The 23,163-nt window shown below is 73.9% G+C and carries 17 protein-coding genes; 7 read left to right on the plus strand and 10 right to left on the minus strand.

Annotated features, from left to right (window positions below; all coding sequences use genetic code 11):
• Positions 1-79 precede the first annotated feature (79 nt).
• The 4 genes from QOZ89_RS03280 (at position 80) to QOZ89_RS03295 (ending at position 4,013) form a co-directional block, all read left to right on the plus strand.
• Complete coding sequence (locus tag QOZ89_RS03280; protein WP_312622922.1) at positions 80-1,039, plus strand: ABC transporter ATP-binding protein; 960 nt, start codon at positions 80-82, stop codon at positions 1,037-1,039.
• On the plus strand, positions 1,036-1,875 hold the full coding sequence (locus QOZ89_RS03285; RefSeq protein WP_071050830.1) for an ABC transporter permease: 840 nt from the start codon (positions 1,036-1,038) through the stop codon (positions 1,873-1,875). The genes QOZ89_RS03280 and QOZ89_RS03285 overlap by 4 nt, the downstream gene beginning before the upstream one ends.
• Positions 1,876-1,999: 124 nt before the next feature.
• The gene (locus tag QOZ89_RS03290) at positions 2,000-3,316 is read left to right on the plus strand and encodes a sensor histidine kinase (RefSeq protein WP_083419150.1); all 1,317 of its coding nucleotides are present in this window, start codon (positions 2,000-2,002) and stop codon (positions 3,314-3,316) included.
• 43 nt (positions 3,317-3,359) lie between these two features.
• Positions 3,360-4,013: a response regulator gene (locus QOZ89_RS03295; RefSeq protein ID WP_071050854.1), complete on the plus strand. Its 654-nt coding sequence runs from the start codon at positions 3,360-3,362 to the stop codon at positions 4,011-4,013.
• Between the two features lie 319 nt (positions 4,014-4,332).
• On the opposite strand, the gene QOZ89_RS03300 is transcribed toward QOZ89_RS03295, so the two are convergent.
• Together QOZ89_RS03300 and QOZ89_RS03305 are read right to left on the minus strand one after the other, a co-directional pair.
• Positions 4,333-5,100 (minus strand): ABC transporter permease, encoded by a 768-nt coding sequence (locus QOZ89_RS03300; protein WP_071050833.1) that lies wholly within the window; start codon positions 5,098-5,100, stop codon positions 4,333-4,335.
• Entirely contained in the window at positions 5,097-5,882 is a 786-nt protein-coding gene (locus tag QOZ89_RS03305; protein ID WP_312622923.1) for an ABC transporter ATP-binding protein, read from the minus strand. Before QOZ89_RS03305 ends, QOZ89_RS03300 begins: the two co-directional genes overlap by 4 nt.
• A 339-nt stretch (positions 5,883-6,221) precedes the next feature.
• On the opposite strand from QOZ89_RS03305, the gene QOZ89_RS03310 reads away from it, so the two are divergent.
• Together QOZ89_RS03310 and QOZ89_RS03315 are read left to right on the plus strand one after the other, a co-directional pair.
• Positions 6,222-7,649 carry a sensor histidine kinase gene (locus QOZ89_RS03310; RefSeq protein WP_312622924.1) on the plus strand — a complete coding sequence of 476 codons (1,428 nt, stop codon included), beginning with the start codon at positions 6,222-6,224 and terminating at the stop codon, positions 7,647-7,649.
• A gap of 25 nt (positions 7,650-7,674) precedes the next feature.
• Positions 7,675-8,325: a response regulator transcription factor gene (locus QOZ89_RS03315; protein WP_198543380.1), complete on the plus strand. Its 651-nt coding sequence runs from the start codon at positions 7,675-7,677 to the stop codon at positions 8,323-8,325.
• 56 nt (positions 8,326-8,381) lie between these two features.
• On the opposite strand, the gene QOZ89_RS03320 is transcribed toward QOZ89_RS03315, so the two are convergent.
• Both QOZ89_RS03320 and hemL read right to left on the minus strand, forming a co-directional pair.
• A complete protein-coding gene (locus QOZ89_RS03320) occupies positions 8,382-9,176 on the minus strand; it encodes a histidine phosphatase family protein (protein WP_083419151.1) in 795 nt (264 codons plus the stop codon).
• Positions 9,173-10,555 carry a glutamate-1-semialdehyde 2,1-aminomutase gene (hemL, locus tag QOZ89_RS03325; RefSeq protein ID WP_071050837.1) on the minus strand — a complete coding sequence of 461 codons (1,383 nt, stop codon included), beginning with the start codon at positions 10,553-10,555 and terminating at the stop codon, positions 9,173-9,175. The genes QOZ89_RS03320 and hemL overlap by 4 nt, the downstream gene beginning before the upstream one ends.
• Positions 10,556-10,912: 357 nt before the next feature.
• On the opposite strand from hemL, the gene QOZ89_RS03330 reads away from it, so the two are divergent.
• Complete coding sequence (locus QOZ89_RS03330) at positions 10,913-11,830, plus strand: LLM class F420-dependent oxidoreductase (protein WP_071050838.1); 918 nt, start codon at positions 10,913-10,915, stop codon at positions 11,828-11,830.
• A gap of 141 nt (positions 11,831-11,971) precedes the next feature.
• On the opposite strand, the gene QOZ89_RS03335 is transcribed toward QOZ89_RS03330, so the two are convergent.
• The 6 genes from QOZ89_RS03335 to QOZ89_RS03360 form a co-directional block, all read right to left on the minus strand.
• Complete coding sequence (locus QOZ89_RS03335; protein ID WP_071050839.1) at positions 11,972-12,847, minus strand: hypothetical protein; 876 nt, start codon at positions 12,845-12,847, stop codon at positions 11,972-11,974.
• Positions 12,848-13,075: 228 nt separating this feature from the next.
• Entirely contained in the window at positions 13,076-15,670 is a 2,595-nt protein-coding gene (locus tag QOZ89_RS03340) for a hypothetical protein (RefSeq protein ID WP_312622926.1), read from the minus strand.
• A gap of 161 nt (positions 15,671-15,831) precedes the next feature.
• Positions 15,832-17,268 (minus strand): glycosyltransferase, encoded by a 1,437-nt coding sequence (locus QOZ89_RS03345; RefSeq protein WP_312622927.1) that lies wholly within the window; start codon positions 17,266-17,268, stop codon positions 15,832-15,834.
• 286 nt (positions 17,269-17,554) lie between these two features.
• Positions 17,555-18,655, minus strand: a complete 1,101-nt coding sequence (locus tag QOZ89_RS03350; RefSeq protein WP_312622928.1) for an ABC transporter permease — start codon at positions 18,653-18,655, stop codon at positions 17,555-17,557.
• The gene (locus QOZ89_RS03355; protein WP_312622929.1) at positions 18,655-19,638 is read right to left on the minus strand and encodes an ATP-binding cassette domain-containing protein; all 984 of its coding nucleotides are present in this window, start codon (positions 19,636-19,638) and stop codon (positions 18,655-18,657) included. The genes QOZ89_RS03350 and QOZ89_RS03355 overlap by 1 nt, the downstream gene beginning before the upstream one ends.
• A gap of 812 nt (positions 19,639-20,450) precedes the next feature.
• Positions 20,451-23,126, minus strand: a complete 2,676-nt coding sequence (locus QOZ89_RS03360; protein ID WP_071050857.1) for a heavy metal translocating P-type ATPase — start codon at positions 23,124-23,126, stop codon at positions 20,451-20,453.
• Positions 23,127-23,163 lie beyond the last annotated feature (37 nt).

Below are 23,163 nucleotides of genomic sequence, written 5' to 3' on the forward strand. Positions count from 1 at the left end.
GGGGCCCCCCGCGGGGTGCCCCCCACGGCCCAACTCCCGGTGGTTCCGCAGGAGGCACTCCGGCGGAGATTGTGGCGGTATGCCAGCGATAGAGATTTCGGCGTTGCGCAAGATGTACGACGGGCGGGTCGTCGTCGACGATCTCGATCTGTCCATCGAGGCCGGCGAGTGCTTCGCGCTGCTCGGCCCCAATGGCGCGGGCAAGACGACCACCGTCGAGATCCTGGAGGGGTTCCGCTCCAGGGACGGTGGCGGCGTCACCGTGCTCGGCCGCGATCCTGCCAGGGCGGACCGGAGGTGGCGGTCGCGGATCGGGGTCGTCGCGCAGACCACCGGTGCGGCGCTCGACCTCAGCGTCGCCGAGGCGGTCCGCCACTTCGGTGCCTACCATGCCTCGCCGCGGCCCGCCGACGAGCTGATCGAGGCCGTCGGGCTCACCGACAAGGCGAGCACCCGGATCGTCGATCTTTCCGGCGGGCAGCGCCGGCGGCTCGACGTCGCGCTCGGCGTGCAGGGGCGCCCGGAGCTGCTCTTCCTGGACGAGCCGACGACCGGCCTCGACCCCCAGGGCCGCCGGCGGCTGTGGGATCTGGTCACGAGGCTGCGCGCCGACGGGACGACGATCCTGCTGACCACGCACTACCTGGACGAGGCGGCGCGCCTGTCCGACCGGGTCGGGGTGATCGCGCACGGCCGGCTGCTGGAGGTCGCGCCGACGGCCGAGTTCGGCGGCGAGCTGCGCGACGGCGCGACCGTCCGCTGGCGCACCGGCGACCTGGTCCACGAGGTCGCCACCCGGACCCCGACGGGGGTCGTCCGCCAGCTGCTGGCCGAGACGCCCGACGGCGAGATCGAGGACCTGGAGATCCGCCGCCCCACCCTCGAGGACATCTACCTCGCGCTGCTGGGCGCCGCCGAAGACGTGGGCGCGGGCGAGACCGCCCAGCCGGCCGAACCCGAGCCGCCAGCCATATCCACACCACCATCCGAAACCGCGCCGCCGCGCCAGCCGCGTGCCACCACCAGGAGTGGGTCATGACAACCGCCACCGGTCCAGCCACCGCCCGCGGCCCGGTCGCGGCGCCGCCGAGCGCGGCACGGATCGCCCGGGCGCGGGCCGCGCTCGAGCTTCGGCTCTACCTTCGCGCGCGCCAGGCGATGATCTTCTCCTTCCTCTACCCGATCATCATGCTGGTGATCTTCGGGTCGATCGACATGGGCGGCACGGTCGCGGGCGGCGTCACCTACGTCCAGTACTTCACCGCCGGGATCGCCGCGACCGGCATCATCCTCAACACGTTCCAGCAGCTGGGGATCCGGATCGCGAACGAGCGGGACGCCGGCGAACTGGCCCGGCTGCAGGCGCTCGGCACACCCGCGATCTCCTACCTGGCCGGCAAGGCGGCGCAGGTGCTGGTGACGACCGCCGCCCAGCTGGCCGTCCTGGTCGTGGTGGCACGCTTCGCCTTCGACGTCCCGTTCCCCGTGGACGCCGCCCACTGGATGACGTTCGTCTGGGTGGCGCTGCTGGGCACGCTGGCCGGGACGGCCCTCGGCTTCGCCGTGTCGCTGCTGCCGAAATCGGCGAAGAACGCGGACACGGTCATCGTGCCGATCGCGCTCGTGCTGCAGTTCTTCTCCGGAGTCTTCTTCGTCTACAGCGACCTGCCCGGCTGGATGCAGGCGATCGCCAGTGTCTTTCCGCTGAAGTGGCTGACGCAGGGCATGCGCTCGGTGTTCCTGCCCGACGCGGCCGCGAGCGCCGAGGTGGCCGGCGGCTGGGAGCATGGCCGGACGGTGCTCGTCCTCGCCGCCTGGATCGTCGTCGGCGTCGCCGTCTGCGCCCGTAGCTTCCGCTGGCGCCGCGTCTCCTGAAGGGCCCAAGGGTGCACGAAAATGCTCTTGCTTCGCGCACCCGGCGGCCCCCGTCCTGGAATCGTTAGACCATCTGTCGTAGACCATCTGTCGTGGCGACATGGGCCGAAATCGGAGGTTCACGGTGAGCTCGGGCACGGCAGTGGCGACGACGAGAATCTGGCGCGGCGTCGGCTCGTTCCTGCTGCCCAACCTGGCCGACCCGTCGACGCACGAGGGCCCGCCCATGGGCGCGCGCGTCTGGCGCCGGGTGCTGGTGGGCCTGCACGCGTCCTTCGGCATTCTCGCGGCGCTCGCCGTGCTCACGATCCTGACCAACGCGCAGTCCGAGCCCTGGTGCCGGCCGGCGGCCCTGGCCGCGATCGGCGCGATCGTGCTCGCCTACACGGTGGCGGGCCGGGTCGGCCTGACCGCGGCCAGGGTGTCGCGGCGCGGTCGCGCGCTCATCGTCGCCTACCTGGTCGTGCTCGTCGCCGGAGTCGGCGTCCTGGCCAGGACCGAGCCGGACACCCTGTTCATCTTCTTCATCGTGTACGCCCAGGTGTGGTCCCTGGTCGACCGGACGGTCGCCGGCACCTTCTGGTCTCTCATGCTGGTCGCCGCCAGCATCGTCGGGATGGCACTGCGCCCGGCGCCGGACCGGCCGGATCTCGTCAGCCTGATCTCCAACCAGGCGGTCGGGGTCGCGTTCGCCCTCCTGATGGGCATCTGGGTCCACAGCCTGTTCGACCGCAGCCGCGAGCAGGCGCGCCTGATCGAGAAGCTGGAAAGCGCGCGGGCGGAGGTCGCGGCGCTGGAGCGCGAACGCGGCGCGCAGGCCGAACGCGAACGGATGGCCCGCGACGTCCACGACACCCTCGCGCAGGGCTACACGAGCATCCTCATGCTGGCCCGCACCGCCGTCGCCCAGCTCGGCGCGGACCCGGCGGCGGCGCGTGAGCGCCTCGAGCTGGTCGAGGAGGTCGCGAGTGAGAACCTGGCGCAGGCGCGGGCGCTGGTGGCGGCCCAGTCACCGGTCGAGCTGGACGGCACCAGCCTGCGCGACGCGCTCACCCAGCTCGCCGGCCGCTTCACCCGGGAGACCGGCATCGAGGTCGACATCCGGTTCTCCCCCGAACCGGCCGGCGACGGCACCGCCGGGCCGGCGGGCCTGCGCCCGGCCGAGGAGCTGATGCTGCTGCGCGCCGCCCAGGAGGCCCTCACGAACGCCCGCCGGCACGCCTCACCGACCAGGGTGAGCCTCACCCTGGCCACGGCCCGCCCGGGTGAGGCGACGCTGCGGGTCGTGGACGACGGGGTGGGCTTCGCGGTGGGCGCCGAGACCGGCAGCGGCCTCGTCGGCCTGCGCCGCCGGATGGAGGAGGCCGGTGGCGAGCTGCTGGTCACCTCGGCACCGGGCGCCGGCACACAGCTGGTCGCCCGGGTCGTGCGCGGCCGGTGACCGCACCAGAGCCGGTGACCGTACGGAGGCGGAGATCGTGACGATGGACGAAGAACGGGCGACGATCGGGGTCCTCGTCGCCGACGACCACCCGGTGGTGCGTTCGGGCCTGGTCGGGATGCTCGCCAGCCAGCCCGGCCTGCGCGTCGTCGGCACGGCCGCCGACGGCGAGCAGGCCGTCGCCCGGACCGCGGAACTGCTGCCCGACGTCGTGCTGATGGACCTGCGGATGCCGCGCCTGGACGGCGTCGCGGCCATCGAGCGGATCGGTGCGAGCCACCCCGGCGTCGCCGTGCTGGTGCTGACCACCTACGACAGCGACGCGGACATCGTCCGCGCCGTCGCGGCCGGCGCCGCCGGCTACCTGCTCAAGGACGCCCCGCTCGACACGCTCGCCGAGGCGATCCGCGCGGCGGCACGCGGCGAGACCGTGCTCGCCCCGCCCGTCGCCGCCCGGCTGGCCTCCCGGCTGCGCGCGCCCGAGCCGGTCACCCTGACCCGCCGCGAGACCGAGGTGCTCGCGGCGGTCGCCCGCGGCGGCACCAACGCCCAGATCGCCCGCGAGCTGTTCATCGGCGAGGCCACCGTGAAGACCCACCTGGTGCGCATCTTCGCCAAGCTCCAGGTCGACGACCGAACCCGCGCCGTCACCGTCGCGCTCGAACGCGGCCTGCTCCCACCCATCACCCCGAACTGACCGCCCCCGACAGCCCGATCGGCGGTCGGCTCCTCGAGACCGCGCGATGCCTCCTGAAGCCGCGGAGACGGCTAGGCACCGGGCTTGTGAGGACGCCCGCCCACATGGAGGCGAGGACGTCGCTGTCCGTCCGCCGCTTGGGCGCGGGGACGAGACCGGGCTCGATCAGCTCCAGCGGCTGAGCCGTCGCGTGCGGCAGGCAGGTACTGGCGGCTGCGTCAGAACGGTAGTCCGCACTGCGGCTGGCTGGTACTCATATGTGCGTGACGCTGGCAGTCTGGTCTCCGCGCAGTGGATCCGAGGTGGCTGTGCGCGGTGGCTAGGAGTCTCGACGGGTGAGCAGCCACCCGCCGGCCCCGAGTGCCACGGCGGCGTAGAGGCAGAGCAGGCCGAGGCCGGCCCAGGGCGACAGAGCATCTGCCTTGGGCGTGGCCACCGCGAGGGAATTGGCGACGATCCCCAGCGGGACGTAGCGCGCGGCCGAAGGCGCGAACACGAGCGCGAACTGCCCGACGAGCAGTGCGCCGACGACGAACACGGCGAGGGCGACCGCGGAGTGCCGCAGGATGGCGCCCAGGCCGAGCCCGAGCAGGCTCACCAGGCTCAGTCCCGCTCCGCTCAGGACGACGGCGCGCAGCACAGCGGGCTGGTCGAGGGCAGGGGCCGGCTGTCCCTGGGGCAAAGCGGCCGAGCCGGCGAAGAACGCGAGGAACGCGGCGGCCTCGCCGACGGCCAGGGCGGCCAGGCCGAACACGGTCGCCTTGGCGGCAAGCAGACGCAGCCGGTTCGGGACCGCGGCCAGGGTCGCCAGGATCATGCCCGAGCTGTATTCGCTTGTCATGGTGAGCACGCCGAGGATGCCGAGGAGCAGCAGGCCAGGCGCGACGCCGGACAGGATGCTGTTCGTCACGTCGGACACCGGGTCGGTGTGCTCGGAGGCGCCGACGGCGGTGGCGATCCCGATGGCGCTGGCGATGGCGGCCAGCAGCGTCCAGCGGGTGGACCGCAGCGTCCGCAGCTTGATCCACTCCATCCGGACGGCGTGGGCGTACCCGTAGCCCCGGTCGTGCGTCGAGACGGTGCTCACGGGTTCCTCCTGGTGGGGATCCTGCCGACGTCGGTGGCCTGGTCGCGGTCGCCGTCGCGGCCGCCCTCACCGTTCGTGGTGAGGGTGAGGAACGCGTTCTCCAGCGAGCCGTGCTCGGCGGTGAGCGCGGCAAGCGTGGTGTCGGCGCGGAGCCGGCCGTTGTCGATCACCACGACCTGGTCCGCGGTGAGGGCCATCTCGCCGATCAGATGGCTGGACACGAGGACGGCCCGCCCCTCGGCCGCGAGCGACCTGAGCAGGTCACGCAACCAGCGGATCCCTACCGGGTCGAGGCCGTTGGCGGGCTCGTCCAACAGCAGAACGCCCGGGTCACCGAGCATCGCTGCGGCGATGCCGAGCCGCTGGGCCATACCGAGTGAGAACGTGCCGGCCCGGCGGCCGGCCGCGTTGGTCAGGCCGACGAGGTCGAGCACCTCCTCGACCCGCCGGCGAGGGATGCCACCGCCCGCCGCCAGCGCCCCGAGGTGGCCGCGGGCGGACCGTCCCGGGTGGAATGCCTTTGTCTCCAGCAGGGCCCCGACCTCGCGCAGGGGCCACCGCAGCCGGTTGTACGGCATTCCGTTGATCCGCGTCCCACCGTTGTCCGGCCGATCCAGACCGACGACTATCCGCATGGTCGTGGATTTACCGGCACCGTTCGGACCGAGAAAGCCCGTCACCCGGCCCGGTTGTACGTCGAAGCTGAGGGCGTCGACGGCGATGACGTGACCGTGACGTTTTGTCAGGCCATGCACCTCGATAGGAGCCGTTATGTGATCCACAGGTGACGTTCCTTTGGTGAGGGGAGCTGGCGGATCCGATGCTGCTGGCGGGCGGTCGCGGGGTAAATCGAGCCGGCACGACCTTTTGAGGTTCGGTTATCCGACCCATGGGACGTGCCGAGGACGAGCGCTGGCCCGCGCTGGCGTGGCAAGGTCTCGGCGCGGCTCCTGCCCGACGCGGACCTGACGGGCGGTCGGGGTCGGGGCGGGGTCGGGGCGGGGTCGGCTGGCGGTGGTTCGGATGCCCGTACCCCGGGTCCGGGTGCTGCCGCCATGGGCGCAGGGCCGTCCCCGCGCCAGCATGATGCGACCGCTCCACCCACCCGGGCGAGGTGACAAATGATCAAGAACTCCGCGCTCGACGAGACGGTGACCGAGGTACGAGGCCGCGCGAGGTGGTTCGACGTCCAGCGGGCCGCCGACGCGCCGTGGTCCGCGCGGCCCTGCCGGGTCCTGCGCGCCGCCGTCCGCGCCCCGTTCACCGCCAGGGCCTGGGCCGAGCTGGCCTATGCCGTCGCCGGGTTTCCGCTCGGCATTCTCGGCGCCGCCTATGTTGTGGTGACGTTCGTCCTGGGCACCGGTCTGCTGGTCACCCTCGTCGGCCTGCCGGTGATCGCCGCGTTCTCCGCCGGTGCACGCCTCCTCGGCGCGGTGCGCCGGGCGCTGGCCCGTGCTCTGCTGCACCTCGCCGTGGAGGCGCCCGAGCGCGCCCGCCGGGCACCGGGGTTCGTCGGATGGGTCGGCGCGGGCGTCGGCGACAGCGCCGCCTGGCGGGCACGGGCCTACCTGCTGATCTCGTTGCCGCTGTCGGTGATGTCCTTCGCGGTCGTCGTCTTCTTCCGGGGCTACGGGCTGGTCCTCATCGCGTCGCCGATCCTGTGGAGTTTCGGCTACGTGGGCAGCAGTTACCGCGACGCACACGGGCACGAGCGCCAGGCGGTCCTCGACTACGGCGACCTCCACGTCGACACCTGGCCGGAGATCCTCCTGCTCGTCCTGCAGGGCATGGTCATGCTGCTGGCCGCGCCGTGGGTGTTGCGCGGTGTCCTGTCGGTCGAGACGTGGCTGATCCCGGCGCTGCTCGGCCCGTCCGGAACGGCCCGCCGGGTTCGGGACCTGGAGCGGACCCGCGCGCTCGCGGTCGAGGACGCGGCGGCCCAACTGCGCCGCATCGAACGCGACCTCCACGACGGCACCCAGGCGCAGCTCGTCGCCCTGGCCATGAAGCTGGGCCTGGCGTCGGAGAAGCTCGACGCCGCCGGAGACACACCCGCCGAGGTCGACCTGCCGCGGCTCCGGGAGCTGGTCGGCGCGGCACATCGCGGCGCCAAGGAGGCCATCGTCGAGCTGCGGGACCTTGCCCGCGGCATCCACCCTCCGGTTCTGGACACGGGGCTGGGTACCGCGCTGACCACACTCGCGGCCCGCAGCCCGGTGCAGGTGGACCTCCAGGTCGACGTGCCAGCCGACGCGTCGAACCGCCCGTCCGCGGCCATCGAGGCCATCGCCTACTACTGCGCGGCCGAGCTGCTGACCAACGCCGTCAAGCACGCCGGCGCGCGCCGGATCACCGTCGACGCCGCCCGGCGGGGTGGGATGCTGCGGCTGCGGGTACGCGACGACGGCACCGGAGGCGCGCACGCGGCGACCGGCGGAGGCCTCGCCGGGCTGGCGGAGCGCGTCGGTACCGTCGACGGGCGCCTCGTCCTCGACAGCCCACCGGGCGGGCCCACCGTCATGACGGTCGAGCTTCCGCTGCATGTCTGACCGGCGGCGGGAAGGGGGATCTCTCGTGCGGGTTGTCATCGCCGAGGACTCGGGGATCCTGCGAGCCGGCCTCGTGGAGGTGGTGACCGACCACGGATATGACGTGGTCGCCGCGGTCGGTGACGCCGACGCGTTACGCGCCTCCGTGGACGCGCACCGGCCCGACGTCGCCGTCGTCGACATCCGGATGCCGCCGACCCACACCGACGAGGGGCTGCGTGCCGCGATCGCGCTGCGCGAGGACCACCCGGGGCTCGGCGTGCTCGTCTTCTCGCAGTACATCGAGACCCGCTATGCCACGGCCCTGCTCGGGCGATCACCGCGCGGGGCGGCGGGGCTGGGCTACCTGCTCAAGGAGCGGGTCGCCGACGTCGCCGAGTTCGTCGACGCGCTCACCCGCGTCGCCGGTGGCGGCACGGCGCTGGATCCCGAGGTCGTGACGCAGCTGCTGGGCGCCCGGCGCCATGACGCGCTCGACACCCTCACCCCACGCGAACGGGAAGTGCTCGCCAGGATGGCGGAGGGCCGGTCGAACACCGCCATCGCGGCCGCGCTGGTCGTCACCGAACGGGCCGTGGAAAAGCACGTCAGCAACATCTTCACCAAGCTCGGTCTCCAGCCCTCAGACGCGGACAACCGGCGAGTTCTCGCCGTGCTGTGGTACCTGAACTCCTGACCTCGTGCTTCCGCCCATCCGACGGCCGGAGCCGGACCGGCGATCGCCCCGAAACGTCAGGCGCCGACGGAGCCGGCGGTGGTGGAGGTGGGGCCGTTGGGCTCGGCGTAGTCGACGCGCAGGAGGGCGCCGTCGCCGGCGTAGACGGCGGAGGTGACGCTGGCCAGGGCGCACTGGCGGCGGTCGGGGCGGTGGAAGAGGCGCAGGCCTTCGAGGGCCCGGCGGGCGGTCCAGACGGGCAGCTGGTGGCTGACCAGCACGATGTGCCGGCCGGGGAAGGCGTCGCGCCACTCGGCGGCGGCGCGCAGCATCCGCTCGGCGATCTCGGTGTAGGGCTCGCCCCAGGACGGGCGCAGCGGGTTGCGCAGTACTGACCACATCTTCGGGTCACGCAGCAGGCGAGGGTTCGCCTCGAACGCCCTGCCCTCGAAGAAGTTGCGGCTCTCGATCAGCCGGTGGTCGGTGATCACGGGCAGCCGGTGGGCAGCGGCGATCGGCGCGGCGGTCTGCTGGGCGCGCAGCAGCGGGCTCGCGATGACGGCCGCCACGTCGAAGCCGGCGAGGAACTCCGCGGTGACCTTGGCCTGCTGCTCCCCCGTCTCGGAGAGCCGGTAGTTCGGCAGCCGGCCGTAGAGGATCTTCTCGGGGTTGAAGACCTCGCCGTGACGCACCAGGTGGACGGTCGTCGTCCCCGGCTCACCGGCAACCCTGGGCGACGCGTCGGCCGCGGCAAGGACGGCGCCAGCACCAGTGACGGCGCTGGCGTCGGTGATGGCACCCGCACCGGCGCTCTCGTCGCCTGGCCGGGCCGCGCTCCCGGCATCCGGCGTCCGCTCCGCCGCCTCGCTCATGACGCCCCCGCCCCGCGCCCGCCGGCGGCGACCGGCGGGTCGGCCACCGCCGCGGCGGCGCGGGCGGCGGCGGGGGCGGCGTCGGCGAGGCGGTTGACGGCCTCGTCGTCATGGGCGGCGGAGACGAACCAGGCCTCGAAGGCGGACGGGGGCAGGTAGATGCCGGCGTCGAGCATGCTGTGGAAGAAGGCGGCGTAGCGGGCGGTGTGCTGGGCGGCGGCGCCCGCGTAGTCGATGACGGCGGCGGCGTCGGTGAAGAAGAAACTGAACAGGTTGCCGGCGTTGGCGGGCAGGTGGGCGACGCCGGCCTCGGTCAGGGCGGTGGAGATGATGCCGGCGACGTCGGCGGCGCGGGCGTCGACGGTGGCGTAGACCTCGTCCGTGCAGGCGCGCAACGTGGCCAGCCCCGCGGCGACGGCCAGCGGGTTGCCGGACAGGGTGCCGGCCTGGTAGACGGGGCCGGCCGGCGCCAGGCGGGCCATCACCTCGGCGCGGCCGCCGAAGGCGGCGGCGGGCAGCCCGCCGCCCATGACCTTGCCGAAGGTGAACAGGTCGGGCGCCCAGCCCTCGGCGGCGCCCTCCAGGCCCCACCAGCCGGCGCGGGAGACCCGGAAGCCGGTCATGACCTCGTCGAAGATGAACAGCGCCCCGTACTGGTCACACAGCCGGCGAAGGCCGGCGTTGAAGCCGGGCAGGGGCGGAACGACGCCCATGTTCGCCGCCACGGCCTCGGTGATGACCGCCGCGATCGCCTCGCCGTGCTCGGAGAAGGCGGCCTCGACCAGGGCCAGGTCGTTGTAGGGCAGGACGATGGTGTCGGCGGTGGCCGCGCCGGTCACCCCAGGGCTGTCGGGCAGGCCGAGGGTCGCGATACCCGAGCCCGCCGCGGCCAGCAGGGAGTCGACGTGGCCGTGGTAGCAGCCGGCGAACTTCACGATTTTCGGCCGGCCGGTGAACCCGCGGGCCAGCCGGATCGCGCTCATCGTCGCCTCGGTGCCGGAGTTGACCAGGCGGACCTGCGCCAACGGTGCCACCCGGTCGACGAGCGTCTCGGCGAGCTCGACCTCACCCGGGGTCGGGGTGCCGAAGCTGGTGCCGCCGGCGGCGGCCCGGTGCAGCGCGTCGACGACGTCCGGATGCGCGTGGCCGAGGATCATCGGCCCCCACGAGCAGACCAGGTCGACGTAGCGCCGGCCGTCCGCGTCCGTCAGGTAGGCGCCCTTGCCGGACACCATGAACCGCGGCACGCCCCCGACCGCCCGGAATGCCCGGACCGGGGAGTTGACGCCACCGGGAATGACCCGCCCGGCGCGGGCGAACAGATGTTCGGAAGCCGGTGCCGCGGACGGGGTCACCGTGTCAGCCGCTGGAACGTGCATGTCCCCGATCCTCGCAGGTCCGTCCGGCACGGCTCGCGACCTGCTCACCATTGAGTCCCGTCCCTCGACGGTCAGCCTCGGTAGTTCGTCGACGCGTCGACGTTCGCGCCCCAGGGCCGAGGAGGCCAGGCAGGCGTGACCCGGTCGACGAGGAGCCATCCTCGATCGCACCGGCGAATGCTTACCCTTGGGCCATCGGGACGTGAGACAGCTCACAGTTGGCCGGCGCGGGCAGGCCCAGGCACCGTGGCGGCGCGGAGACCGCTCCGCGATAGTGGCAGGCGCCGCTCACCGCGCCAACCACCGCCCGTGTTCCGGCGTTGCTCGCGCCACGCGGGCCGGACGATCGGAGTCGCCATGCGCATCGGGACCCTGCTACCGAGCCCGGAGGGGCCGGACGCGTTCGCGAAGCTGCGCGACGCGCTGGCCCGGGCCGCCGACGACGGGTTCGCGTCGGCCTGGATGTCGAACATCTTCGGCCTGGACGCGCTGACGGCGCTGGCCGTCGTCGGCAGTCAGGTGCCCGGGATCGAGGTGGGCACGGCGGTGGTGCCGACGTACCCGCGCCATCCGGTCGCGCTCGCGCAGCAGGCGTTGACGACGGCGCTCGCGGCCGGCGGCCGGCTCACCCTCGGCATCGGCCTGTCGCACAAGATCGTGATCGAGGACATGCTCGGCTACAGCTTCGAGCGCCCGGCGCGCCACATGTCGGAGTACCTGTCGGTGCTGGTGCCACTGCTCGACGGCAAGCCCGTGGACGTGAAGGGCGAGACGCTGCGGGCCGCGGCCGGGCTCTCGACGCCCCGGCTCGGGCGGGTGCCCGTGCTGGTCGCGGCCCTCGGGCCGGCGATGCTGCGGCTGGCGGGCGCGCACGCCGACGGCACCGTGCTGTGGATGACGGGGCCCGCGACCGTGCGCGACCACATCGTGCCGACGATCCGGGCGGCGGCCGCGGCGGCCGGCCGGCCCGAGCCCCGGGTGGCCGCCTCCCTGCCGGTCTGCGTCACCGACGACCCGGCCACCGCGCACGCCCAGGCCGGCAAGATCTTCGCGATCTACGGTGGCCTGCCCTCATACCGCGCGATGCTCGACAGGGAGGGCGCCGCCGGGCCCGCGGACGTCGCGATCATCGGCGACGAGGACACCGTCTCGGCACGGATCGCCGATCTCGCGTCCGCCGGGACGACCGACTTCGTCGCCAACGTGTTCGCCGCCCCCGGCACCGCCGAGGAGCGGCGCACCCGCACCCTGCTGAGCGCCCTAGCCCAGGGCTAGCGCTTCGCGCCAGCCCGCTGATGCGCCGTCACCAGGCGAGTTCAGGTACGAGGCGAGTTCAGGTACTAGTTGAGTTCAGGCCAGGCCGGCGAATCGCGCCAGGTCGGGGCGACGAGGCTGCTCCTGACGGTCGGCTGACCGTCAGGAGCCGGCGTCGTGGAAGGACGGGAAGTCGCCGTCGCCGCCGAACCCGACGTCGGTGTGGCCGGCCTGGTGCGCCCAGGCCTCCTCGTGGCCGGTGTGGACGTGATCGGCGGCGTTGTAGGTGTCGTAACCAGAACCGTCGTAACCGGAACCGGAGCCGTCGGGGTTCTCCGTGCCCTCCGTGTGGGGGCTCTCGGTGCCCTCCGCGTGGAGATGTCCCGGATCGGTGTGGCCCGTCGTCGGGCCCGACTCGCCCCTGCCCTGGCTGTCGTAGTCCGCGTCGGCCGCGGTTGTCTCGGTGAAGAGCTGATGGGCCTCCGAGCCGGCCGTTCTCCCGAGCATGTCTGTCTCGTGGCCGGCCGCCGTGGTCCCGGCGTGGCCGCCGGCGGCCAGCCGGTGGCTGGACTCCGCGTCCCAGCCGTCGTCCCAGCCGTCCCCCCAGCCCGCGCCCCAGGCATCGGCGTGCCCGTGGGCATTCGCTCCGTCGGCATCCGCGCCGTCGGCGCCCTGGGACCCGGTGCCGCTCACCTCATCGGCCGCCGCGTTCTCCGCGCCGGCGTGCGCATCGGCCATGGCGTCCGCGTGGCCGTCCGAGTGGGCGCCCGCGGGGCCGTCCTGGTGGGGATCGGCGTGCGCGTCGTGATGGGCGCCCGCGTCCGCGTCGCCGTCGAAGAACGCGTCGACAGCCGCCGCCGCGGCGAGGCCGGCGACCACCCCGCCCGCGGCCAGGGCCGCGACCACCCCGCCGGCGAGGAGCCCTCCTCCACCGGTGGCGGCACCCCGGGGTGTCCGCCAGGTCGTGTCGTCGGGCCGGCCGGTGTACATGCCCGTGTAGACCCGGGCGCGGTCGAACTGGCTCGCAAAGATGGACATCGCGCTCCCTCGCGGCTGAGCAGAGGGCCAAAGGGTGCGCGAAAATGCTCTTCCTTCGCGTACCCGGCGGCCATGATCCAAAGTAACTGGAGGGCCAAAGGGTGCGCGAAAATGCTCTTCCTTCGCGTACCCGGCGGCCATGATCCAAAGTCACTGGAGGGCCAAAGGGTGCGCGAAAATGCTCTTCCTTCGCGTACCCGGCGGCATGTTCCAAAGTCACTGTGGGAATCAGAAGTCGACGAACCGCGGGGTGCTGACCGAGTCGCGCGCGGCACGAAGATGGTGCGCGATCTCACCACGGGTGAGCCGGATGCCGGTGCCCGCCGGATAGCGACGCAGCACGTCGAGCCGGGCGAGCCGCCGGGCGACCCCGCCCATCGCGGCCCCCCGCGCCGCCGGCGCCGCGTGCCGCAGCTCCTCGGCGAGCCGGCGGGCGGTCTCCCAGCGCAACGCGAACAGGTTCTCGGTCAGTACATAGCCGAGCACCGGGAGTGTGGCGGTGACCAGCGTGTTCCACCGGTCGAGGGCGCTCGCCCAACCACTCACCGCCTGCGCGCTCATCAGAGCCGACCGCTGCGCCCGCTGGTTGTACTGACTGAACGCCTGGGTCGCGCCGGAAACCAGGAACACCGGGTTCAGCAGTGCCGCTCCGAGCGCGACCGCGGCGCCCGCGTAGTTGGCCTTCGGCAGCGCGGACGGGTCGAGGTCCATCAGGCGCTGCACCTGCGCCGACAGCGCCCCGGTCTCGGCCGCCGCGCGCTGTGCGGGGGCGAGCGCCGCTCGCAGCCGGCTCTCCTGAGCCTTCAGCCACTCCGGCTCCGCCCGTCCACCCGTGGCCGGCGCCAGCAGCAGCGCGTCGCGGTGGCGGATGAAGGCGGGCAGGACCGAGCCGACCTGGTCGAGGTGGCGCCGCAGCTCGTCGAGGCCCTCCGACAGCGCGGCGGCGGTGCGCAGCTGGCCCTCGTCGTCCGCCGGCAGCGTCACCGGGACGGCCAGGTCGCCCGCGGCCGCGTCGCCGAGCAGGGCGGCGTGCAGCTCGTAGAACGGGCCGAAGATCGTGTAGAGGAAGTAGTCGTCCTCCAGGCCCGCGGCTGCCCGCAGCATGTCGGGAAGGTGGCGCGGGTCCTCGGTGGCGTAGTTGCCGGCGACGATGTCCGTGTGCAGCGCGCGGACCAGCTCCAGCTGGCCGACGACCGTGACGTCCGCGCCCGCGGCCGCCACCCGCAGGCTGGCGCGTGCCGCGTCGGCGGTGCCCTCGACGGACAGGATCTCCGGGAACGGCACCCGCAGGTCGGCACCAGGGCCCTTCACCCGTAACGCGCCGGCCGCGACCGCGCAGGCGACCGGCCCCCCGTCCGCCAGCTCGGCCGGGTAGGGGCCGGCCGCCAGCGTCCGCTCGGCCGCCGACCGCACCCCCGGGTGGGCCCCCACCCGCTGGCCGAATGCCTCCGAGTCACTTTCCACGACCACCGGGCCGTGCTCCGGGTCAAAAATGACGAACCGCTGCGCCGAACCGGCCACCCGCAGCCGGGAGTCGGTCAGCTCGAACCGGGTAAGCGCCGTGACGCTCTCGCGCGGCTGCAGCTCCAGCACGGTGTCACCGAGGACGCAGTCCGCCCGGCCCCGCGCCGCGTCGCCGCCCAGCCCGCTCGCCCACACCGGCGCGGAGGTTCCGATGGCCGCGGGCTCGGCCTCGCGCCGCTCGGCGTGCGCGGTGGCCAGAAAGGCGGCGAGCACCTCCGGGGTGGCCAGGTGCAGCGTCACGCCGGTGAGGAACCGGCCGTCGAGCACGGCACCGCCGCGCACCGCCGCGCTCGTGGGGCCGGCCGGCTCGACGGCGACCCGGTTGAGCGGCCAGTCGATGATCGTCTGTCCTCGGGAGCGCAGCTCGAGCCGGCCGTCCTTCACGACGACGTAGGTGGTGAGCTCCCCGTCGGGGGCGCTGGGGGTGCCCGCCTGCCCCTCGCTCGCGGACGCGCCGCGGGCGGCGGCCGCGACCTTGGCGGCGGCGCCCCTGACGGTGGCCGCGGAGAGCCCGCCGGTGGCGGCATCGGCGGGAGGTGGGGCCACGGCGACCGGGGGCGCGGCGGCTTTGAGGGTGGCGTCGGCGCCCGGGTCCTGCTCGTAGTGCGGCGTGACGGACATGGCGCACGGGCTGACGAACGCCGTCGACCACGCGTCCGGCAGCAGCCGGCCGAACAGGCCGGTGAGCGCGGCGCGCAGCTCCGGCGGCAGCGGGGTGACGGTCGCGGCCTGGTAGGTCCGCCCGTCGGGGAACGCGACGTCGACGGCGAGCCGCGTGCTGCCCTCGTGGAGCTCGACCGTCGCGACGGGGTCGAAGGCCGGCTCCAACGTGCTCAGGACCGCGGCGCCGAACCCGCCGGTGTCGTGCACGTACACCGCCGGCAGGTCGGTGAGCAGCAGCTGGCGGCTGCCGATCATCGAGAAGCCGCTGGTCCGCCCCTCTCGCAGCGCGCACCATGCGCTGTCGAACACGACCCGTCCCCGCACCTGCGCCCAGTGCGCGGGCACCGGCGCGGCGGCGCCCCCGCCGCCCCACGGCGCGACACCCGCGGGCGGCGCGGGCGGCCGCGCAGGCGGGGGCGGGGGGCCGGCGATGACGGGCGCGGTCGTGTGCCAGGGGGCGATCGGAGGACCCGCGGCCGGCCCTGGCGCGGGAGCGGCCACGCCGACGACTGGCGGGTGGATGGGCGGCGGCGGAGGGCCCTCGACCGGCCTGTCGGCCGGGCCGAGGGCTGTCGGTGGCCAGTTCCAGCCGGCCGGCTGGCCGGCCTGTTGGGGATCGCCCGGATTACTGCTCACGTGGTTTCGCCGCCCCCATCCGAATAGGACGTGACCGGCCGCGCGCCCGGCGCGCGTGAGGTTTCCGATCGGGTAACGGAGGCGGGGCGCGCCCGGTCGCGGCCTTTCCTGGAAAGTACCGGCTAACCGGACCCCTTGCGCAAGCTGGCGGACAACCGCCGCTATCGAGGGTCGTGGCCGGTGCCCGATGAGGTGGGTTCCGGATCCTCGTCGACAGGCTTGCGCTGGCCGACGACGGCGCCACGGACCCGGCGCGGGGCGCTGGTTCGGTCACGGGTGGGCGGCTGCTCGGGGAGCAGAAGCCGGCGCAGCGCGTCGACCTGGTCCGCGGCGGGACCGGTGGCACGGGCGGGCACCGCGTCCGCGGCGGCGAGCACGTCGGCGTCGGACCCGCCGGACGGCCCGGCGGCCGCGGCGCCGTAGGTGCGGCCCTTCCAGGCGGCGCCGCGACCGGCGCGGTGGCGGCGGGCCGAGTCGAGGGTCATCGCCAGGTAGAACATCGCCGTCACCGGCAGCAGCAGCGCCGCGGGCGGCGGCTGGCGATAGTAGCGGATCATCGGCAGGTAGGTCCCGGCAAGCACCAGCCAGCCGGCCGCTCCGAGCGCCGCCAGCACCGGGTCACCGGCCGCGAGCCCGGTCACCGCCGCCACAACCGGCACGGCGAACAGCAGCAGCATGCCGACGGCGGTCGCGGCGAGCAGCGCGATCGAGTGGCGCAGCTGGGTGTAGGCAGTGCGGGCGATCATGTTCCACAGGTCGGCGAGCGCCGGGTAGGGCCGCACACTGTCGACCCGGTCGGCAAGGCCGAGCCACGTCCGCCCTCCGGCCTTCTTGACCAGCCGGGCGATCGCCACATCGTCGATGACCGCACCGCGCACCGCCGCGAGCCCGCCCGCGTCGACCAGTACCCCGCGGCGGACGAGCGAGCAGCCGCCCGCCGCCGCCGCGATCGCCGACCGCGGCCGGTTCGACCAGCGGAACGGGTAGAGCATCGCGAAGAAGTACACGAAGGCCGGGACGACGAGCCGCTCCCAGCGGGTGGTGACGTTCAGCCGGGCCATCTGGGAGACCATGTCGAGCCGGTGCGTCGTCGCCGCCTCGACGAGCGCGCGCAGCGAGCCCGGCCGGTGCGCGATGTCGGCGTCGGTGAGCAGCACGAACTCGGCCTCGCCCGCGAACTCCACGCCATGCTGGAGCGCCCACAGCTTGCCGGTCCAGCCGGGCGGCGGCGGGGTGGACGTGAGCACGGTGAGCCCGACGCCGCCGAGCGCGGCGGGGTCGCCGGCATCGCGCGCCGCGGCCCGGCGGGCGAGCTCCCGCGCGCCGAGGTCGCGGGCGGCCTCGGCGGTGTCGTCGGTGCTCGCGTCATCGACGAGGACCAGCGTCACCGGGCCCGGGTAGTCCTGGGCGAGCAGGGTTGGCAGCGTCAACGGCAGCATGGCCGCCTCGTCCCTGGCGGGCACGATGATCGCGACCGCGGGCCACTTGGCCGGTGTGCGCCGGGACGGCAGGCGTTGGTCGGTCCGCCAGTACCCGCCCCAGCACGTCGCCAGCGACACCCAGGAGGCCAGCGCGACGATCGCCACGCCCGTCAGCACCGTCAGAACCGTCTGCCCCGTCACCCTCCGTAGCGTGCCACGTGCGCGCAGTCGCCGCCTGCACACGCCCCCCGCACGCCCCGGGTGGTAGCAGCCCCTACCTACCCGAGCTGGCGCGGAGGCGCACCTCGCGGAGGCCCGGCCCACGAGCGAAGCGAAGTGGGTCGGGCCGCAGCGAGGTCGCCGGAGCGCCCGTGAGCGGAGGAGGACGGCACGCGGAGGTCCCTTCCCGCCGCGAAGCAAGGGAAGGGACCGGAGCGCGCCGCCCGGACGGAGCGAACCAATGTCACAGCGAGCGCAGGTAGCCGCGGAAGGCGCGGACCGCGACTGCCGAAGCGACACCAGCCAGCGAGGCGAGCACGAGGAAGTAGCCCAGCACGGACAACCAGTCGGGATGTGCCTCAAGGGCGGTCCGTGAGCCGGTAACCGCCCAGTTCGCCGGGTTGTAGGCGGACGCCACGCGGATCCAATGAGGCAGCAGGTGCACGGGCATCATCGCGCTCGACAGGAACGTCAGGGGCAGCACCAGGATGTTCGCCGCCGCGATCAGCGCCTCCCGTCGGCGCACCACCAGCGCCAGCGCGCCCGACAGCGCCGTCACCACCGAGCTCAACGTGACCGCCATGACGATCATCACCAGCACGCCCACAACACCGGAGTGGAAGCTCGCGCCCAGCGCCCAGCCGAGCAGCGCCACCAGTGTCACCTGCACGGCGACGAGCAGTGCCTGGTAGGCGAGCATGCTGCCGACCACCGCCCACCGCCTGGTCGGCGAGGCCAGCAGCCGCTCCATCACCCCGCTCTCCATGTCGTCGATGAACCGGATCCCCGCCCAGCCGGCCGAGAACAGCACGCTCATCGTCGCCACGCCGGGGGTCAGGTAGTCGATGTAGTTCCCGCCGCCGAAGCCGGGGATCGCCGCCACGCCACGGAACAACGACCCGAACAGCGGCAGCCAGACCACGGCCTGCACCAGCGTGATCGCGAGGAACGCCGGATGGCGCAGCATCGCGCGCACCATGCGGGCCGTGAGCGCGCCGAACTGTCGCCACCCGGCCGGGTAGGCGACACCGCCCTCGAACGCGCCGACAGGCGCCGCCGCGACCGGCACCGGGACCGGGACCGGCACCGCGACCGGCACCGCCGCTGCCAGGGCCGCCGCGGCCGGGGCCGAGGAGCCCGGCGACACGATCTCCGGGATCTGGGACAAATCCCAGACCGCGGGGTCGTCCACCGCCGTGGGATCGTCCACCGCCGTGGGGTCGTCCACCGCCGCGACGTCGGCCATCGCCGTGACGTCGGCCATCGCTGTAGGGTCGTCTACCGCTGCGGCGTCGTCCACCGCCGGTTCCGGCTGGTTCGGGGCGCGCTCGGGTGCCGTCGCCATCAGGCCACCCCCCCGGACTGGCCGAGCCGGTGACCGACATGGCGCAGGTAGACGTCGTCCAGGGACGGGCGTGCCACGGTGGCCGCCACGACGGACAGGCCCGCACCATCCACCGCCGCGAAGATCGCTGGCAGCTTCACGGCGCCCTCGTCCACCCGGGTCCGCACCGCGCGTCCGTCGAACAGGACCTCCACCGCGCCCGGCAGAGCGGCGAGCCGGGCGCGCAGGTTTTCGGCCTGGGTGGCGGTCGGCTCCGTACCCAGGTCCACATCGACGGCGTCACCGCGCAGCTCGCTCTTGAGCGCGTCCGGGGTGCCCTCCACGACCACCTGACCGCTGTCGATGATCGCAACCTGGGTGGCGAGCCGGTCGGCCTCCTCGAGGTAGTGGGTGGTGAGCAGGATCGTCAGCCCGTCGGCGGTGAGCGCCGCGATCTCGTCCCACATCACCGCCCGCGCGTGCGGGTCGAGACCGGTCGTCGGCTCGTCGAGGAAGAGCACGGTCGGGCGCTGGACCAGGCCGATCGCCACGTCGAGGCGGCGCAGCATGCCGCCGGAGTAGGTGCGAGCCAGCCGGTCGGCCGCGCCGACAAGGTCGAAACGCGCCAGCAGCTCGTCGGCGCGGCGGATGAGCGGGGCGCCACCGAGGCCATAGAGCCGGCCCTGCAGCAGCAGGTTCTCCCGGCCGGTGGCGTCGAGATCGGCACCGGTCTTCTGCGACACGATCCCGATCGCGCGGCGGACATTCCACGGGCTGTGCAGCAGGTCGTGGCCGGCGACGGTGGCCGACCCGCTATCCGGCCGGGAAAGCGTCGCGAGCATTCGCACCGTGGTCGACTTGCCGGCGCCGTTCGGGCCGAGCAGGCCGAAGATCGTCCCGGCGGGAACGCGCAGACTGACGCCACGAACGGCCCGAATCGGCGGATCACCGCGCCGACGCCCCCGGTAGGTCTTGACCAGCTCGTGTGCGTCGATCGCCCACACTGGTTCACCACCCCCCGCCACGCGAGGCTTCGCCGCCGCCCCGCCTTCGGTGGGGGCCCTCTCATCAGTCTCGACCGCGGCCACCTCTGGCTGCGCCGAAACACCGCCTTCGACACCAGCCACGTCATCGACCCCGGCGACACCGGACTCGGTCTCCGCGCCGCCGTCGGCGGGAGTCCTCTCATCTCCCCCAGCCGCGCCCGGCTCTGCCACCGCCGCGCCGCCTTCGGCGGGAGACTGCTGGTCTCCCGAAGATCGCTGGTCATCCCCGGCCACACGCGGCTTCGCCACCGCCGCGCGTCTCCTGGTCGGAGTCCGTGGACTGCCGCCAGTCGCACGCGATTTCGCCCTCGTCGGGCGTGCCTTGGGACGAGGCTCCGTGGTCGCTGGCTGGTCGGGGGCGGTCGGCTGGACCGGGATGGTCGGCTGGTCGGGCTTGGCGGCGGCTGGGATGTCCGGCTGTGGGCTGGAATCCGTGGGTTCGGGGGGTGGCTCCGGCTCAATTGCCGAAGCGGGTGGTTCCGTCGGTGGCGCGGGTCTGCGCGCCGGATGGGTCGTGGTCATGACCGCGTCTCGGTGATCCTCCGCTCGGCGGACCAGCCCAACGGCCGGCCCGGCGCCCCCTGATCAGCGCGGGCTGCGGCCCGCTTCGTGGATCCGACCGAAGTATGCCGATCCCATTCCAGACCGCAGCAAACATGCCACCAAGGACTACATCGTGGCATCTGTCCGTGCCGTTGCGTTCGCAAACATAGGCGTTCTGACGAACGGCGGGAACCTGATTCGTCACCAAAAGTCGGTAAAGACCACTGTCAGGCGGAATCGGCGGGGTGGCGGGCGAAGCGACGCAGCCGCAGGCTGTTCGAGACGACGAACAGGGAGCTGGCCGCCATCGCCGCGCCGGCGATCATCGGGTTGAGCAGCCCGAGAGCCGCGACCGGCAGCGCCGCCACGTTGTACGCGAACGCCCAGAACAGGTTGCCGCGGATCGTGCGCAGCGTCGCCCTGGACAGCCGGATCGCGTCAGCCGCCGACGTCGGGTCGCCGCCGACGAGCACCAGGTCACCCGCCTCGATCGCGACGTCACTACCCGTGCCCATCGCGAGCCCCAGGTCGGCCTGGGCGAGCGCCGGGGCATCGTTCACCCCGTCACCGACCATGGCCACGACCAGCCCCTGGGCCTGCAGCCCGCGAACGGTCTCGACCTTGCCTGCCGGCAGCACGCCCGCGACGACGTCCGCCGCGTCGATCCCGACCTGGGCGGCGACGGCCCGCGCGACCGGCTCCGCGTCACCGGTCACGAGCATCGGCCGCAGCCCCAGCCCGCATAGCGCGGCGACCGCGTCGGCCGCGCTCGGGCGCACGGTATCCGCGACCACGACAGCGCCCCGGGCACACAGGCCCACCGCGCCGGCAGCGCCCGCGGTGCCAGCGCCACCGGCACCGGCATCGCCGAGCCGCGGCGGCCGGTCCGGCGCCGGGCCCCAGGCGACGAGCACCACGGTGCGGCCGGCGGCCTCGGTGGTCACCTGCCACGCGGCAAGATCCTCGTCGACCGGCACGCCCCGCTCCGCGAGCAGCCGGGCCCGGCCGACGAGCACGCGACACCCGTCGACGGTGCCGCCGGCGCCGAGACCGGGCAGCGCGACAAAGTCGGTCACCGCCGGCGCGGCGAGCGCCGAGCCGGAGCTGGCCACGCCGGCTGTCCCGGCCGAACCGGCTGCCTCGGCCACGCCGGCGGCCGCGGCGATCGCCTGGGCGATCGGGTGCTCGCTGGCCGCCTCGACGGCGCCCGCCAGGCGCAGCACCTCGCCCGCGGTGATGCCGGCGGCCGCGGATCCGGGGGCAGGGCGCACCTCGACGACGCTCATCCGGCCGGTGGTGACCGTGCCGGTCTTGTCGAGCACGACGACCTGGGCCCGCCGGGTCGACTCCAGCACCTCCGGCCCGCGGATCAGGATGCCGAGCTGGGCACCGCGCCCGGTGCCGACCAGCAGGGCCATCGGCGTCGCGAGGCCCAGCGCGCAGGGGCAGGCGACTATCAGCACGGCGACGGCGGCGGTGAAGGCGGCGGCCACCGGCTGGCCGATGGCCAGCCAGGTGGCGACGGTCGCGACGGCGAGCACGAGGACGACCGGGACGAAGACCGCCGACACCCGGTCGGCCAACCGGGCGATCTCGGCCTTGCCCGACTGGGCGGCGGCGAGCATCCTGGCCATCTGCGCGAGCTGGGTGTCCGCGCCGACCCGGGTGGCCCGCACGACGAGCCGGCCCCCGCCCGCGACGGTCCCGCCGGTCACCGCCGCGCCCGGCCCGACGTCGACGGGCACCGACTCGCCGGTGACCAGGCTGGTGTCGATCGCGGCCGATCCCTCGGCGACGACCCCGTCGGTGGCGATCCGCTCCCCCGGCCGGGCCACGAACAGGTCGCCGACGGCGAGTGTCTCGACCGCCACCCGTCGCTCGGCCCCGTCCGGGCCCACCACGGCGACGTCCCGGGCTCCGTGCTCCAGCAGCGCCCGCAGCGCCGCCCCGGCCCGCCTGCGCGACCGTAGCTCCAGGTACCGGCCGACGAGCAGGAACACCGTGACGCCGGCCGCCACCTCGAAGTAGATCGTGTCGAGGCTCTCCCCGGGGCCGCCGCCCGTCCAGCCGACGGCGAGGTCGAAGCCGTGCCGCATGCCGATCATGCCGGCGTCCCCGAACACCAGCGCGTACAGGGACCAGCCGAAGGCGGCGAGCGTGCCGAGCGAGATCAGCGTGTCCATCGTGACCGCGCCGTGGCGGGCATTGCGCCAGGTGGCCCGGTGGAACGGCAGCCCGCCCCAGCCGACCACGGGCGCGGCGAGCCCCAGCGACACCCACTGCCAGCCGGGGAACTGCGCCGGCGGCACCATCGCCAGCACGATCACCGGGACGGCGAGCGAGGCGCTCACCCACAGCCGCGTCCACGACCGGCGGGTCTCGGCGGCCTCCCGCGTCTCGGCCTCGGCGATCGCGTCGACGGTCGGCGGATTCGCCGCGTCGAACCCGGATCCGTGATCGTGGCCGCTCTGAGGATGACTGTCCTGAGCACGGCCGGGGTACCCGCCGGAACCAGGCCCGTCGGTCTGCCCGCGCGTGCCGGCCGGGGTGAGCGGCGCGGCCGTGTAGCCGGCGGCCTCGACCGCCTGGACGAGGTCGGCGATGGTCAGCGTCCCACCCGCCGTGGCACCGCCAGCACCGCCAGCACCGCCAGCCGTCGTCGCGTTCGCCCGCGCTCCATCCCGGGCGCCGCCGGCGTACGCGTCGGTCGTCGGCTCACCGTCGTGGCCGACCAGCCGGACGGTCGCACGCTCGGTCGCGTAGTTCACCGCCGCGTCGACGCCCGGCAGCTTGTTCAGCCTGCGCTGCACCCTGGCCGCGCAGGAGGCGCAGGTCATCCCGCCGACCATCAGCTCGACGGTGTCGCCCGCGCTCATCGGGTCGAGTTCCCGGATCGCGGCCATCATGGTCCTCCCGCCCCTGGCACGCGTGGTCGCGCCC

Origin of the sequence: Pseudofrankia coriaricola (genome assembly GCF_032027725.1) — a bacterium.
Taxonomy (GTDB): Bacteria; Actinomycetota; Actinomycetes; order Frankiales; family Frankiaceae; genus Pseudofrankia.

Bases quoted from the DNA above. Each gene is read 5' to 3' on its own strand.
- QOZ89_RS03280 (WP_312622922.1), top strand. From the start codon at position 80: ATGCCAGCGATAGAGATTTCGGCGTTGCGCAAGATGTACGACGGGCGG.
- QOZ89_RS03285 (WP_071050830.1), top strand. From the start codon at position 1,036: ATGACAACCGCCACCGGTCCAGCCACCGCCCGCGGCCCGGTCGCGGCG.
- QOZ89_RS03295 (WP_071050854.1), top strand. From the start codon at position 3,360: ATGGACGAAGAACGGGCGACGATCGGGGTCCTCGTCGCCGACGACCAC.
- QOZ89_RS03310 (WP_312622924.1), top strand. From the start codon at position 6,222: ATGATCAAGAACTCCGCGCTCGACGAGACGGTGACCGAGGTACGAGGC.
- QOZ89_RS03320 (WP_083419151.1), bottom strand. From the start codon at position 9,176: ATGAGCGAGGCGGCGGAGCGGACGCCGGATGCCGGGAGCGCGGCCCGG.
- hemL (WP_071050837.1), bottom strand. From the start codon at position 10,555: ATGCACGTTCCAGCGGCTGACACGGTGACCCCGTCCGCGGCACCGGCT.
- QOZ89_RS03330 (WP_071050838.1), top strand. From the start codon at position 10,913: ATGCGCATCGGGACCCTGCTACCGAGCCCGGAGGGGCCGGACGCGTTC.
- QOZ89_RS03335 (WP_071050839.1), bottom strand. From the start codon at position 12,847: ATGTCCATCTTTGCGAGCCAGTTCGACCGCGCCCGGGTCTACACGGGC.
- QOZ89_RS03350 (WP_312622928.1), bottom strand. From the start codon at position 18,655: ATGGCGACGGCACCCGAGCGCGCCCCGAACCAGCCGGAACCGGCGGTG.
- QOZ89_RS03360 (WP_071050857.1), bottom strand. From the start codon at position 23,126: ATGGCCGCGATCCGGGAACTCGACCCGATGAGCGCGGGCGACACCGTC.